General features: G+C 62.8%; 12 protein-coding genes. 3 read left to right on the top strand and 9 right to left on the bottom strand.

All coding sequences use genetic code 11. The annotated features are described in order from the left end of the window. Window positions 1-243: 243 nt before the first annotated feature. From HMPREF0591_RS20225 to HMPREF0591_RS20235, 3 genes are read right to left on the bottom strand one after another with little or no spacing between them, the layout of a single operon-like run. On the bottom strand, window positions 244-1,206 hold the full coding sequence (locus HMPREF0591_RS20225; protein ID WP_040623442.1) for a DUF7065 domain-containing protein: 963 nt from the start codon (window positions 1,204-1,206) through the stop codon (window positions 244-246). Between the two features lie 8 nt (window positions 1,207-1,214). After that, entirely contained in the window at window positions 1,215-2,351 is a 1,137-nt protein-coding gene (locus HMPREF0591_RS20230; RefSeq protein ID WP_040623443.1) for an LLM class flavin-dependent oxidoreductase, read from the bottom strand. An 11-nt stretch (window positions 2,352-2,362) separates the two neighbouring features. Next, window positions 2,363-3,478: a phosphotransferase family protein gene (locus tag HMPREF0591_RS20235; RefSeq protein ID WP_007170480.1), complete on the bottom strand. Its 1,116-nt coding sequence runs from the start codon at window positions 3,476-3,478 to the stop codon at window positions 2,363-2,365. Window positions 3,479-3,950: 472 nt separating this feature from the next. Between HMPREF0591_RS20235 and HMPREF0591_RS20240 the strand changes: the two genes are divergently transcribed. Next, complete coding sequence (locus HMPREF0591_RS20240) at window positions 3,951-5,657, top strand: phytoene desaturase family protein (protein ID WP_007170481.1); 1,707 nt, start codon at window positions 3,951-3,953, stop codon at window positions 5,655-5,657. A 118-nt stretch (window positions 5,658-5,775) separates the two neighbouring features. Here the strand turns inward: HMPREF0591_RS20240 and HMPREF0591_RS20245 are convergent, their stop codons facing one another. The 4 genes from HMPREF0591_RS20245 to HMPREF0591_RS20255 all read right to left on the bottom strand — a co-directional run bounded on the left by HMPREF0591_RS20245 (window position 5,776) and on the right by HMPREF0591_RS20255 (window position 10,493). Next, window positions 5,776-7,461, bottom strand: a complete 1,686-nt coding sequence (locus HMPREF0591_RS20245; protein ID WP_040623444.1) for a PEP-utilizing enzyme — start codon at window positions 7,459-7,461, stop codon at window positions 5,776-5,778. A gap of 2 nt (window positions 7,462-7,463) precedes the next feature. Beyond that, window positions 7,464-8,642 carry a hypothetical protein gene (locus HMPREF0591_RS20250; protein ID WP_007170483.1) on the bottom strand — a complete coding sequence of 393 codons (1,179 nt, stop codon included), beginning with the start codon at window positions 8,640-8,642 and terminating at the stop codon, window positions 7,464-7,466. Between the two features lie 4 nt (window positions 8,643-8,646). Next, on the bottom strand, window positions 8,647-8,868 hold the full coding sequence (locus HMPREF0591_RS32440; RefSeq protein WP_007170484.1) for a hypothetical protein: 222 nt from the start codon (window positions 8,866-8,868) through the stop codon (window positions 8,647-8,649). A gap of 593 nt (window positions 8,869-9,461) precedes the next feature. Then, window positions 9,462-10,493, bottom strand: a complete 1,032-nt coding sequence (locus HMPREF0591_RS20255) for a hypothetical protein (protein WP_425270227.1) — start codon at window positions 10,491-10,493, stop codon at window positions 9,462-9,464. Between the two features lie 221 nt (window positions 10,494-10,714). Between HMPREF0591_RS20255 and HMPREF0591_RS20260 the strand changes: the two genes are divergently transcribed. Together HMPREF0591_RS20260 and HMPREF0591_RS20265 are read left to right on the top strand one after the other, a co-directional pair. Next, window positions 10,715-11,353: a TetR/AcrR family transcriptional regulator gene (locus HMPREF0591_RS20260; RefSeq protein WP_007170486.1), complete on the top strand. Its 639-nt coding sequence runs from the start codon at window positions 10,715-10,717 to the stop codon at window positions 11,351-11,353. A 93-nt stretch (window positions 11,354-11,446) separates the two neighbouring features. Further along, window positions 11,447-12,562, top strand: a complete 1,116-nt coding sequence (locus HMPREF0591_RS20265) for a phosphotransferase family protein (RefSeq protein WP_040623536.1) — start codon at window positions 11,447-11,449, stop codon at window positions 12,560-12,562. 71 nt (window positions 12,563-12,633) lie between these two features. Here the strand turns inward: HMPREF0591_RS20265 and HMPREF0591_RS20270 are convergent, their stop codons facing one another. Next, window positions 12,634-13,524, bottom strand: a complete 891-nt coding sequence (locus HMPREF0591_RS20270) for a hypothetical protein (protein WP_007170488.1) — start codon at window positions 13,522-13,524, stop codon at window positions 12,634-12,636. After that, window positions 13,521-14,382: PEP-utilizing enzyme (locus HMPREF0591_RS20275; RefSeq protein ID WP_007170489.1), on the bottom strand; the 862-nt coding region annotated here is incomplete at its 5' end. The genes HMPREF0591_RS20275 and HMPREF0591_RS20270, both read right to left, overlap by 4 nt.

Genomic DNA, 14,382 nt, shown 5'->3' on the forward strand with positions numbered 1-14,382 from the left:
CACCGCACCCCCGGACGCGGATCCTCCGTGTCCAGCGTCTTGAGCATGTCGCTTACCCGCGTCACCTGACAATCCCCCGCGCAGCGTGCTGCTGAATGTTTCGCAACGCCAACACATATTTCTCGGAGGCGAAACCTGCTGTAGCAGAGGGCATCACCTCAGTCGTAGCGTTCGCGTCCGTGCTAGTCGTCACCTCGGTCCGGGCGGGCAACCGCGGCGACTTTCGATCGAAGGCGCTCATGGTCATTGCCTTTTCGTCAGGCCGCTAGTGAGCGCAGCGTTGATTGAAGTGCCGACGGGCGCGGTTCCTAATCGAGCGTTGTTGCTGATTTCGAAATCGCAGATCCCCCAACGGTCGGCGCCGGGCAATCGGACGTCGCAGATGGAGTCGACGTAGTAGGCGTTGTGCAGATGGGCCACGACGGCGTCGACGGGTTCGGCCCGAAGCTCGAAGACATCTCCGTCGGGCATCCACCAGCGGACTTCACCGCCCCGGTGCGTCAATCCATCGGGCTCAAGAAACGTCACGGCGTCAACGTCAGCCGCGTAGTTGACCTCTCCGTCGCGGACGAGGTAGCCGACCCTGACCATCGACTCGTCGGCGGCATGCCAGATGATTGAACCGAAAGACAGGTCCGGGCCAAAGGTTCCAGAGATCCACCGGTGGCTCTTCAGGGTCATCGTCTTGCGTAAACCCCACGAGTGGTCGCGATGGTACATCCCGTCAACGTCGAAACTCCGGCCATCGATGCGGGCGCTACCGCGGATACGTCCCGACGTCTCGTAGTGGTCCTTGGCGAAATCCTCAGTCATGCTCCCCTGGGGTGGGAAGAAGTCCGTCAACGGATAGAAGTTGTCCATGCGCAAGTCGACGTGCACGCCGGGTTCATTGATCACCAGCCTGGGTGCTGCCGCGTCGACATGCCACTCCGAGCCGCCGGAGCGAAATCCACGTGGTGATGCGGCCGGCTCGAAGGGAAGTTGAAAATCGTTGCGACGAAAGCGGATGCCCTCGGTGGTCGCCACGAAACAGTGCAGCGCCGACCGGCCACCGTCCGGTCGGTTCGGTTCGTGGCCGATCCGGCTGACTCCGCCGATCCCGGCGTGGCGGTCATACCAGTGCACGAACACACTTTCCTGCCAGTCGGGGTCGTCGCTGGCGGGCTCGTGGCTGCCCTCGTCCTCGTAGGAATACTGCTTGCTCATCCTCCGCGTCATCCGTGTTTCTTCAAACGGGCACAGACTTCGAGGTTCCTGTGCTGTCCGAGTTGTGCGTCCGCGGGGTCGAGGATGAGGGGCAGGATGTCGCAGACACTGACCCAGGTGGCCCCAGCCTCCACGTATTGCGCCACCTGATCCGCGACGGAGGCCGGGGTGCCATATACGAACGATTTCTGAGCGATCTCATGTGTTGTGCGGCTGAGCACACCGTCGATCTCGGCGTCGGTCCATTGAACCGGGAGCAGTTTGATGGCGTAATGCCAGTCCCTCGGCAACGGCGGTTCCATTCCCTCTGCGTCCCATGCGCTTTGGTCGACACGACCGAAGACTCCTGCCATCCAGCGCATCAACGGATTGTCTAGTGCCTGTTCGAGGAGTTGCTCATCTTCGTGGATCAATGACATGAACCAGATTCCGAATTCGAAGGCTTCCGGGTCACGTCCTTTTCGCTCCAAGTCGGTCTTCAGCGTGGTAACCGTTTGAGCCCACGAATCCACGTTCGGAGCGACGCAGGGCACGATGGCAGAAAATCCGTCGGCGTAGGTGGTGGCGAGGTCGAGAAGCTTTGGGCCTCCCCCCAACGCCCAGACGGTAGGTCGGTGACCACGCGCTTCACCCAACCAGGCGTTTTTGAAAGTCCAGTGATTGCCTGCCAAGTTGACGGGTCCGTCGGTATTCCAGAACGCGTCGAAGGCCTTGAACTGATCTTCGAGACGTTCTAGACCCTCTGACCTACGCCACCCAAAAGGTGTTATCTGTTTGGCCTCGCCCGCTCCGATCATGATCTTCGCGCGACCACCAGTGAGGTTGGCCAGAGTCATCATGGTTTGGGTCAGCTCCGCAGGCCCGCGCCTGATGGCGTCGGTGCTGATCGTCATGCCAAGGCCGGGAGCCTTCGCCGCGAGGTAGGCGCTCATTGCGAACGCGTCGCAGTATGAGTCCAGGTCGGGCACGACCGACGCCATGGGGGTATGGCCGGGGCGCCACAGCTGTCGCGGCCAAAAATTGGTCATCTGATCCCAGACGAGCAGTTCGTCGACGGCGCCGCTGTCCAAAGCGGCACCGGCCGCCTGCCCGAAAACCGCAGGGGGCGTGTAGCGATCACACGAGAATGCCAGCGCCGTGGTCACAGGTCGGCGGCTCATTTCAGCAGCTCCTTCGAGTCGAGGTCGCGAACTTGGTCGGCGTATGCGGCGAACATGCCGGCGAACAGCGCGTCGCCCCGGTCGGATCGCTCGAGTTGGACGGCCATTGGTATCGAGAGCATGAAGCCGTAGAAGGCACACCAGCGATAGCTCGCCCATGCGTCGTCGAAGGAGAAGTCTGTGACACCGCCACTCACCAGCCCGTCCTGGTATCGCTGTAGCAGATCACGCTCGTGCCCTCGCCGATCCTCCAGCGAAAGACAACCGCCCAGGTAGACGGCCACATCTATCAGCGGCGGACCGAGCTGGGCGGCCTGCCAATCGATCACGGCGGCCGGCTGGTCGGGCACCGTCGGGAAGAACACATTGTCCATGCGGTAGTCACCGTGAAGAACCGTCTTGCGCCCCTGATTCGTTCGCTCAGCCCATGAGTTGGCGTGGGGTGCCACCTGCTCGGCGAGAGCCACATCGCGAGAGTTGAGGCGGTCGCCGAAGCGCTCGAGAAAGCTTGGCAGCATCGGCTCGACGCCGGCGAAGAAGTTCTGCAGGCGCTGCGGGTTGGCCAACCACGTCAGTGCGGCCAGGCTCGGGTCAGACCACCTCGGCGCATGCAGCGTCGTCAGCCCGTCCAGCGCCTGCGCGGCTTGCTCCACGGTGCCGCCGGCGATCATGTCTCCGGGTGCAGCGATCGAGCTGAGATCTTCCAGCAACAGCGTGAAGCGCCCGGCCTCGGGCTCGACGTCAGCTTGGTAGACCAGCGGAACTCGGACGCCGACGGTGGGCGCTATCTGTTGGTAGAACCCCACTTCGGCTTCGTAGAAGCCAAGGGTCATGCCGAGGCCTCGACTCCCGGCATCGGTTGATGGCAGCTTCAGCATGACGGAGGAAGGTGCATCCGGTTCCGCGCTGTCGTAGGCCAGATTCAAACGTGCGACCAGTCCCAGCTGACCGACGTTCATGAGGTCGCTGGTCACTTCCATGACCTCGCCCTGGTGCAGCACGCCGGCGGCCTGCAGGGTGCCGGTGAGCCAGGCGGGCGTTGCCTGATCAATAGAATCAATGATGCCCGTGCGTCGGCGTTGCGCATCGACGGTTGACGTTGGGTTGACCATGGTGGCAGCTCTCCCGGCTTCGGCGACGTGAGTTGATTCTCGCTTATTGAATCTATATTCAAGTAAAAAGCCTTGCGCAAGATTCTGGGGGTGAATTTGCTGTCATGATGCTTCGCGGCTCGGGTCGGACGATGCGACCGTGGGCCCGGGTCCCGTCTTGGGGGCCGATGGCGCACGGCATTCGCGGTCACGTCTCGACCCTGCGGCCAGTGCGCCCCCAAGTGGGCTTCGAAAGCGGGTTGTGCTCTGGATCGCATTGAGCATACAGTGTGTATGGTGTGCAGAATCGTGGCGATGGCCACGTTGCCGACGATCCTTGTTCGAGTGTTCGGGCAGGCACGCACTTGAGCGGGATTCGCCAGGGCGCCAACCTACTTCGGCCGCAACCGTGGGCCCGCGATAGCACTATTTAATATTGGCTAGATTCAGAGCGCTGAGCGTGACTCGCTCTCGGACGATCGAAGGACTGGTGATGAAGGACGCTATCCCGCCGCGCGAAGCGGACATTGTGGTTGTGGGATCGGGGCACAACGGGTTGGTCGCTGCGGCGTATCTCGCGAAGGCCGGGCTGGACGTTCTCGTCGTCGAGGCGTCGCCGACCGCCGGCGGTATGACATCGACGAATTCCTTCGCCCCAGAAGCGCCTGAGTACACGATCAACGAGGCCTCGATTCAGGCGTCGTTGTTCCGCACCACAACGATCGACCGCGACCTTGGGCTGTCGCGTTATTACGGGCTGCGGCAGACGGTTATCGACCCCGCACACTTTCAACTCTCGGCTGACGGCGCGTCGCTGGGATTGTGGCGCGACCCCCGCAAGACCGCCGCAGAACTGGAGTACTTCTCGAAGAAGGACGCCCGCGCGCTGCTCGAGCTCTACGAGGTAATCGACGCGGCCGTCGAAATCGGGCTACCCATGATGCAGACCAACGTCCGTGAGCCGGAGATCAAGAACATCTTGAAATCGGCACGCGCGGTGCTGAAGAACCGGAAACAGCTCGCAGCGCTCGGTCGGTGGATGTCGAGCTCTCAAATGGAGGCGGTCGAGGAGAGCTTCGAGCACGACATGATCCGTGCACCGATGCTGGCCAGTCTCCCGTTCATGCCTTTCGACGCTGATATGTCTGGCTGGTCGCTGATCTACCTGGGGGTGCTGAGCAAGTACGGCGTGGCCATGTTCCACGGCGGCACCGGATCGCTGCCGAAAGCGCTGATCAGCGTGATCAAGGACAATCATGGTGACGTGATCACCAGCTCCCCCGTCGAAGAGCTGATCATCACCAACAACCGCTGCACGGGGGTACGTGTCAGGGGCGGGGTTGAAATCCGTGCTCGGCGTGCCGTTCTCACCGCATGCAGTCCGAAGACGACGCTTACGCGGTTGCTCCCGCGTGGCGTTCTTGAACCGAAGAAGCAGAACGCCGCCGACCACATCCCGACCCGCAAACGCGGTATCGCCGACGCAAAAGTCAACGTCGCGCTGTCCGGACGCATCGACATGTCCAAGCATGAAAAGTGGCGCGGCGACGGTATCGATATGCGGCAGGCGTGCAACTGCTACCACACGTACGAACAAGCCGTCGAGGCCGCCCGCGCCTGCGTGCGGGGCAAGGTGCCGGAGGCTATCCCGGGCCTGGCCCAGGTGACGAACTCTTTTGATCCGTCGATGTCGCCTCCCGGTAAGGACCTCTGGTGGTTCTGGACCGGCCTCACCCCGTCTTATCCCGAGGATGGCTGGGACGTGGCCCGCAAGAAGATCACCGACAGCATCATCAAAGACGCCGACGAGTACTACAAAGGCGTCGAAGACCTGCAGGTGGCCGTGCGTCCCTTGGTGTTGCCAGACATCGAAGAGCGGTTCTGGGCGATCGACGGCTCGGTCTACCACGTGGATCCGACCATCAGTCGCTTCGGCCCCAACAAGCCGGTCGCCGGATTCGCCGGGTACAAGACACCGATCGACGGTCTCTACCTGACCGGATCCGGCACCCACCCGGTCGCCGGTATCAGCGGCATGCCCGGCCAGAACGCTGCGCGAACCATGCTCAAGGACTTCCACCTTCAGAAAAAAGGTGAGCGCATAGCGGGCGCGTTGAGAGGGTTGATGAGCTCACGGAAGACAACAGACACCGACCCCTATTCGAGCGGTCAGAACGACCCCTTCCCGGTAGCGCGTTGATGTGAGGCGCCGTCCCGATCGCTGACGGGACGGCGCTGTCCAAGTGCAGCCACAGTAGATTCTGGGGTGACGCGCGACTTTCGTCTGGGCAAGGCCAAATTCAGCGAAAGACGCCGCTCTAGCTAGTCGGCTGTGTGTCGACAGACGATACGTCGTGCAAGATTTCCACGCGCCCAGTCGTGCCGTCAACCCGGACCCGCATCCCGTCACGCAGCGTTGTGGTGCCGGTGCGGGTGCCGGCGACGCAGGGCAGCCCCAATTCCCGGCAGACGATGGCGGCGTGGCTCATCGCGCTGCCGACATCGGTGACCACCGCTTCGGCGAGCGCGAACAGCGATGCCCAGCTGGGATCGGTCGCGCGGCACACCAGGATGGAGCCCTCGTCGATGTCGGCGTCATCGAGATCGCGAACCACGCGCACGATTCCTTCGGCGGTACCGGCGCTCACCCCTAGACCATCTACGACGTCGGGCTGGTGCTCGGGTGCCGGCCCGGTGGCCGCGGCAAGGACGGCGGCAATCTCGGGCACGCCGCGCCATACGTGCGGAAGAACGATCTGGTCGAACGTTGCGTGGTCGGATCGACGTTGACGGACGAGATCAGGCCAGTCGCCACGATCACCACGCACGATCTCGTCGATCGTCAGGAACATCACGTGCGCGGGATGGTCGAGCACACTCGCCTCGGCAAGATCCCGACCGACGACGCGTGATGCCGCGCGCGCGACGTCGATGGCTTGCAACATGCTGGCCCGCCCGGTTTCGCGCCACGTCGGCGCATGCGCCGCGAATCGGATGAGTGCGCGTGCCGGGATCGACCGGATCGGGCCGAGCGCCTGCTCCAGCCGGCGGACTGCGGCCACATGCTCGCTCCGCCGTCGCAACACCAGGGCGTCAATGTCTTCACCGCCGCGACGGGACCGGTAGGCGGCGGCCAGGTCCGCGACGGGCTGGGGATTCTCCCGCCACACCGTCGATTCCACCAGCCCCTCGCGGGGGCCGTGGAAGCCCTGTCGATGCAGGAAATCCTGGACCGTGATCGTGTCGGCCGACAGGCTCCACAGATCGCGGACCAAGTCGAACTCGGCAGTTCCCTCATCGCTCTTGATGAGTTCATGCTGCACGCCGTCGAGCCCGGACTTGGCGGCCAATGCCTCAACGCGGCCCATTAGGCCTTGACACGCCATGGAGAGCACCATGTGCGTGACCAGGATTTCCTCGAACCGCCGGCGTGCCTCGGCCAGTGCCAGCACAGCCGAATTGCCCACCAGCGCCTCGGGTTCAAAGACGGTGGCCCGCCACCAGCGGGCTGTATTCTGCGCGCACGGTTCAAGCGCGCGCATCGCGCGACGCAGTGCGCGGGGAAATTTCGCCGCGACGAACGGATAGCGGCGCATTTTGCGTAATCCAGTGGGCTCGGGCTCGCCATCGCGGTCGATCGATCCGAACAACTGGGCTTCCATGGTTGCCGCTGAGCCTCCCGGCACACCCGCCGCCATCTGGCCTAACAGATCCACGTTGGCGATGGCATGGCCGTAGGCCACGGAGAGGAAGCGATCGTCGACGTCGTCTGGGATTGGGCGCTGCGATTCCGGCAGCACACCGAGATCCACCCAGCAGCCGCGCATGGTGGATTCGGTGGGCGGGAAGTACATGGACCAGGTCAGCGGGGTGATCGTTCCCGGCAGGCCTTCATCGACGTTGGCGGTGGTCCATCGCCGCTTGGCTCCCGGATGATGAACCGGACTTTCGGCCAGTTCTTCCTCGGACAGGTCTAGGGCGGATTCCGACTGATTCAGCGACACCCTCACCGCTCCTCGGTTGAGGGAAGCGCAGACGGTCGGTAGTCACGCTCGACGACGCCGTAACCGACTTCGCCGTCAGGCGCCACTACACGAACTGTGCTCTGCGTGACGACGAGAGGGTCGGGCTGGGTAACGATGTCGACTCCATTGATGTTCTCGTTGGGCTGCAAATACGTCAACGAATAGCCATGCAGCCACGTGGCTTTCAAAACCTCGGAGGATTGGTCCGCCCGCTGCAGGGTGATGTCCATCGAACGTGGTTCGTGGGTCGCGACCGAATGCAAACCGGTAACTCGGACATCGGTCCCCACCTCACAGACACCCGCCTGCTGAGTGCAGAAGGTGCGATGGTCGACCGTGCCGTCCTGACGCCAGTTCACCAGGCCGTTGACCACGCGACCACTCTGGGGGAACACCACCAAGAAGAAGTGCAGCCCACCCAACTGCCCGACGTCCCGTGGCCCGCTGGAATGGTCGCGAATTGCGACGCCGTCGATGTCCCAGCGCTGCGCGCCCGCTATCAGCGAGCCCTTCGTTCGGAACCCCTGGTTGTGGTGGAAGGAGGCCCAGCTTAGGCGGTCGATCCCCAGCGCTCCGTGCAAGTCCCACACCGGGGCGGCGGCTTCTAGTTCCAGGTCGAAAGACCACCGGCGCGCCGGTCCGGCGCCCACCGGGCCTGCCGCCATTGCGCCGAGGTCACAGATAGCCCCAGCCCCGTCAAAGGTCAAGCGCCAGCTGCGCAACGGAGTAGTGCACGTGACTTTCAGGTTTCCCGTCGCCGGACCCCGATCGTCTGTTGCTCGCCCCCACGACCGATCGACCAGCAACTCACCATTGGGCAGCAACGCGATTACCTGAGCCCACCACAGATCGAGGTCGCTCGGCCACCTGCCGGTATGAACGAATGCACCGACCTTCTCCCGGGGAGACCATGCATGGAAGAACATGGTCTCGCTCCAGCCCGGTGCATCAGCCGGCGCTGTATGCAACAGGTCCATTTCGGGTTCGACATTGAAGGGGTTACTGCCAGTGAGTAACCGGCTTTCAGCGGTTACGGGATGAGACACAGACGCCAGATTATAATTTGGGTTAAATCTACGCAACACCTTGCCGGCTTCGGCGGTCTTGGCCTTGACGAAAACGTCAAAAGCTACCGAAACCGGTAGGACAATCAGCAGCACCCATCTAAAACTCGACCCGAATCCGTTGATGCAGAGCGTAATCCATGAGATTGGCGTCGAAAGCGACGAAACCCGCACCGCACCAACGTGCCACCGTAATCGGTTGCCACGCGCCGACACGACGTCCACCTAGTACCTTCTGCACGGCGAGCACCACGAGTAGTGAACTCGTCACTGAACGAAAGGTGTTGGCGGCCCTGAAAACCGTTGAGATCGGTGTGATCACACGCGAATCGTGGGGACCCTGCCCCGGGAGTACATGAAGGTTGTGGGGATTAGCGCAACACCCGTCATGTCGCCGAGCACGAAAACCCAGATACCCTCCGCGCGAAAATCCCGTTTTGAACAGCACAACTACCCCAGGCGGCGAAGAGAATACACACGAGACATTGAGGCAGCCCAGCCACCGCGGCCGAACCTCATGCGTCGCACCGAAATCGCCAATCCCAATGGCAAGACATCGGATTGGCGCGGCAGGCCAGTCATCACGAATGACAGCAGGCCTAAGTCGTTGAGCGCCCGGGTGATCTGTGTGTCACATTCAGGCCGAACCGCTTCAGGCCGATAGTTGTGGACCAGAAGCGCGCCACCTCGACAGCGGTCTGCGTCGGAGAATCGGTGGCAGTAGACCGACCATAATGGTCGCTGGAAACAGTAGGAGCACGAACACCGCACCGCAGGCGGCCATCGTTCGCTGCACACCCCTGCATCATCGCGGCATTCCCCCGATCGCCGGCTTAGGAAGCCGGGTCGCGTCAGGCGTGCCGACGGATCAGTCGTGGGTCGCCCAGGATTGACCTGAGCGACCCACGACGACTGTCAGACGGCGGCTCTGTCGCGCCGAGGATCCCGGCTCGCACCGTTCGGGAACACCACGGTCGGTCCGACGAGCAGCGCCTGAGTCGGATCTTCCGGGTCGGTGGCAATCCCATCTCCGGCTCGCACACCGCCTTCCTCGCACATCTTCTGCCACATGGCTTGGCGCATCGTCCGGCTGGGCGTGACCTTGCCGTAGGCGAAGATCCGCCACAGTGTCCAGTGCGGCGCGGGCAGGTCGTTCGGCCGACCGACGAGATGGTGAAGCACGAACATCCAGCCGACCATCATCGCCATCATGATGGTCGTAGCCACCCAGCGGACCGCGACAGGCAGTGTCGAGTTGCTGGCCAGAATGTGCACCCACCCGACACCGAAGTAGTTGAACATCATGCCGCTCGGCGCCGCCAGCAGCAGCCAGAGCTTCCGAGCGCCCTTCAATCGGGGTACCGCATACGCCAAGATCGCGCCGACGGTGACAAACGACGCACCGTTGATGAACCCCCACCAATAAGGGAAGTTCAGAAACTTGTACGGCTGCACGCCGTAGTAGGTGTAGACGCCGAGGTTGATGCCGATCGTCTCCATCAACGCATCGGTGACGATGCCCAATCCGAGCATCATGACAAAGTGCCGGGCGTGTGCCCCATTGCGGATCACGAAGTAGCAAAAGTAGGACTCGAGGCCGAGGAAGGCGACGTAGCAGAGCGGAATCAGGGCCGGTACTGTGATTCCGAAGTTGGTGAACGCCGGCACCAAGTTCTTTGCCCAGTGCAGATGCCCCAGCAGGTCGAGCATGGGCTCACACAGACTGCACAGCAGGCCGCTTCCGATCACCAGCAGTGGGCTGTAATTCCGACTTCGCATCGCCGCGCGGATGGCCCATGGGAGCGCGAAGATGACGACCGCGGCCCCGGCGATGAAGAAGAAGGCGAGTTGCGCCGGGGCGCTGCATTCGAAGTCGCCCGGGCTCGGAACGATATTGGGTGGCCATCCCTCGTGACCTACCAGCGGCCACGCGCTGACGCTGATCATCGAACTCATTCGAATCTGACCTTTCCGCCTATCCATCGGCATTCTGTGCAACAGCGAGAGACACCCCCTGGGCGCCAGTGACGGCGCTGACAGCTTCCCGCAGGTGTGGACTGGCTCACATTAACACAATGTCCATACAGCGTGTATACCAGGTTTGAAATCAGCTTAAAATCGTCGTACGACACCGCTGAGGTGGGCAAATCGGGAGTAAGGTGGCGGCGATGACCGAAACGACGAGGCGAACGCTCGGTCGACGAAGAGTCGCAGACACCGACAGCGCCTCAGCAGCCGAGAACATCCTGGCCGCCACCACGCGCCTACTCGCACGCCAATCGTTGACAGACATCAGCGTGGCGCAGATTCTCACAGAAGCGAAAGTATCGAGGGCGACCTTCTACTTCTACTTCGCCTCCAAGTTCTCCGTCGTCAGTGGTTTACTCGAGCGCGCGATGGAAGACATCTTCCAGACAGTGCAGCCGTTTCTTGCCCGATCCCCCGAGGACTCGCCAACGGTTGCCCTGGAACGCAGCATTCGGGCCGTGACACGGGCCTGGCATCGACACCGACCGGTATTCCAAGCGACCAACCATCACTGGCATGCCGAGCCCGAACTGCGCGATCTGTGGCTGGCGATAGCCGAACGATTCATCTCCGCCGGGGCGGCGGAGATCGAACGCGAACGGGCCGCCGGGATGATCACCTCGCCGATACCGAGCAGAATGCTTGCGGCAACCCTGTTCTGGGGCACCGAAAGAGTGCTGCACATCGCGGGGCTCGGTGTCGAGTCGAGCCTTCGCGACGAGGAGAGCGCGGTCGACGTTCTGGTGGCCATGTGGCGAGGCACCCTGTACGCGGTCTGAATGCCGCCCGCGACTGAAGCCCATGGTTGACTTTCGAAGTATGTTCTAATCGCGGTTAAATTGTGTTGGACCAACATCAGATCGAGGGTGATCGTGGCGCTGAAGAACAAACTGGACGCGGATGGCGTCGGTGAACACCTTGCCGCCTGGCTGCCGACCGTGTTCGACGCCTCCGGGCCGGTCAAGGTGTCGAACGTGATGATTCCCTCGGCGAGTGGAATGTCTAGTGAAACAATCTTATTCGAGGCCAGCTGGCAGCAGCACGGTGAGCTGGTCGAAGAGGGTTTAGTCGTTCGCATCCCCCCTCAGGACGGCGGATTGTTCAAGACCTACGATCTGGGCCGCGAACTCAGAGTGATGTCACTGCTGTCGGCGCATACCGATGCCCCGATTCCCCGGGTCGTGGCCCACGAGACCACCGGCGACGTTCTCGGTTCACCATTCGCATTGCTGGAGCGGGCGTATGGCGAAGTGCCTGGCGATGATCCGCCCTTTGTGACCGCGGGCTGGGTGGTCGACCTGACCGCCGAACAGCGCGCGACAATGTTCGACGAGGCTCTGAAGGTTATCGCGGACATCCAGCGGGCGGATCCGGTGACGCTCGGCCTGACCGAGCTACTGCACGCCGACCTGGGCGACACGGTCATCGAGCAAGAACTGCAGTACTGGCAACGCTTCTACAGCTGGGCCGCCGGCGACACACTCAGCCCGACCATCGACAAGGCCTTCGAGCTGCTGGTGGCCTCCCGACCGACACAGGACAACCCGTTGGTCGTCTCATGGGGCGACGCCCGATTCGGAAACCTCATGTTCGGCCCCGACCAGAAGGTCACCGGTGTCTTCGACTGGGAAATGGCCACCCTCGGCCGCCCCGAAGTCGACCTGGGCTACTTCTTGTTCTTCGACCGTGTCTATTCGGCCGGGATCGGGCTGCCGCGCCTGGAGGGCTTTCCCGACCGTAGTGCCGCCGTAACACGTTTCGAGCAGCTCACCGGCCGCACAATGCACGACATCGACTGGTTCGAAGCGTGGGCTGCGCTGCGGGGCGCGATCCTGCTGCTGCGCGTCGGCAAGCAGATGATCGAGCTGGGCCTGCTGCCCCCGGACGCGCCAATGCCGTTCAACAATCCGGCCTCACAGGTCTTGGCCTCCCTGCTGGATCTGCCCGCACCAACCGGCGCCGTCGGGTGGATCACCGGGCACCGCTGACCCGTCCTCGGCCCCGTTGCCGGTCGTCCTGGTCGGCGCGGGTGCTCGATGGCTATCCGTAGAACACTCGATCAGAACACTCGGTGCAGGACGCCTTGCTCGAAAAATCCGGCACCGGAACTGTTTTCGCTGTCGAGTGACATGAAGTCGTCATAGGTTCCAAAAGACGGCCCCTCGGAGTCTGCGCCCATTGGCACAAAGAATCCGGCCAGCCTTGACGACACCGTGACCAGCCGGCTGCGACCCTCTGCGTCTCGCAGACGGGCCAACCGGAATTGCCCGGCAGCATCGCGCCCGAATGCGACATCCACGATCGTAACCGATCTATTCGCGTCGATAAGGAACCCATCCGACCGCAACGAGCCGTCTGCTCCCAAAAACTTCATGACGGTGACGAACGTGTCACCGATGACGGCCACCAAACCCGCATACTCGATCCACTGCGCGGACTCGTCACGGAAACCCCAGGTGCGGTCGCGCATTCCCTGCGCCCGCACCGGTGACTCCATGCCATCGAGCACCAGGGTGCCGTTGATCTCGCAGGCCTGCTGGAAGTGCTGCAGCGGCTTGCCGGGCACCAACTCGGGAACAACCCCATTCACCGCATAGTCGGCCGCGACGAACAGCGGAACATTGACCAAATCGGCCTCTAACCGCCCATGGCGCACTGCGATCCGGCCGTCGAGCCCGAATTTGATCGACGCGCTCTCAAAGCTGCCCGGTGGCAGATCTTCGATGATTTCCAGAACCCTGCCCCGCACGGAGACGCTGCACCGGGCCCGCCGGGCACCCGTTCCATTGGGTGATGTGGAGACATGGAATGTGCCGAACACCTGGTTATGGGTGTCCCAGAAGGACAGGTAGGCGTTGTCTTTCCAGACCGGATCGGTGGGTCCGGCGGCGTCGCCGTGGATGGGTTCGGCCAGTGGCCCCCACGCCTTGGTGATTTCGACAGCGGTCATGAGCTGGTAACTCCTATTCGTTGCAGGATTTCAACGGTTCCAGCGGCACCATCAATGCGGATCAGGTCGCCGGTCTGCAGAGTGGACGTGCCGCGGGCGGTGTTCATGACGCATGGGATGCCCAGCTCGCGCGCGACCACCGCGGCGTGGCTCATCATGCCGCCGATATCGACGACGAGCCCACTGGCGAGGAACATCAGCGACACCCAGGACGGATCGGTGGTGCGCGCGATCAAGATGTCACCGTCGTTGATCTCGGCGTCCGCGGGTTCGTCGACCACCACCGCGCGACCTTCGACGACGCCTCCGGATGCGCCCACACCGGCCAGGCTGGTCACATCCTCGGCCTCTCCGCCGGTTCGCACGACCGGTCGCGGCTGACCCTTCCACGACGACGGGACCGCGCCCTGAAGGTACTCGTCTCGAAGCTTTCGGCGCTGAGCCACAATGGTTTTGACGTCGGGTGGCAGGCTGGCAGACAGTTCTTCTGCGGTGAGATAAAATGCATCGTCGCGATCGCCGAGGACACCTTCAACGACCAACTGGTCCCCGAGACGTCGGGCACAGGCCCGCACCACGTCGAGGCTTTGCAGGTATGAAACTTTCCCGACACCGCGCAGCGGCAGAAATCGGCGGGCGAGTCGCAGGACCAGCCGAGACTTGAGCCGTTGCGCACCCCTGAACGACGCGTAGAAGCGGCTCTCGGCTGGCTTGCCCGCGCGGCGCTGCGCAGCGGGATCGCTGTCGGGCGCCGCCGTATCGTCCATCGCCCGGTATTGCGCGATTAGCTTGCGCACGGGTTCAGGGTTCTCCCGCCATGTCACGCTGGACAGCTCGCCCTCCCCGGGACAGTGGTAG

The sequence above is a fragment of the Mycobacterium parascrofulaceum ATCC BAA-614 genome (assembly GCF_000164135.1).
In the GTDB taxonomy this organism is placed as follows: Bacteria; Actinomycetota; Actinomycetes; order Mycobacteriales; family Mycobacteriaceae; genus Mycobacterium; species Mycobacterium parascrofulaceum.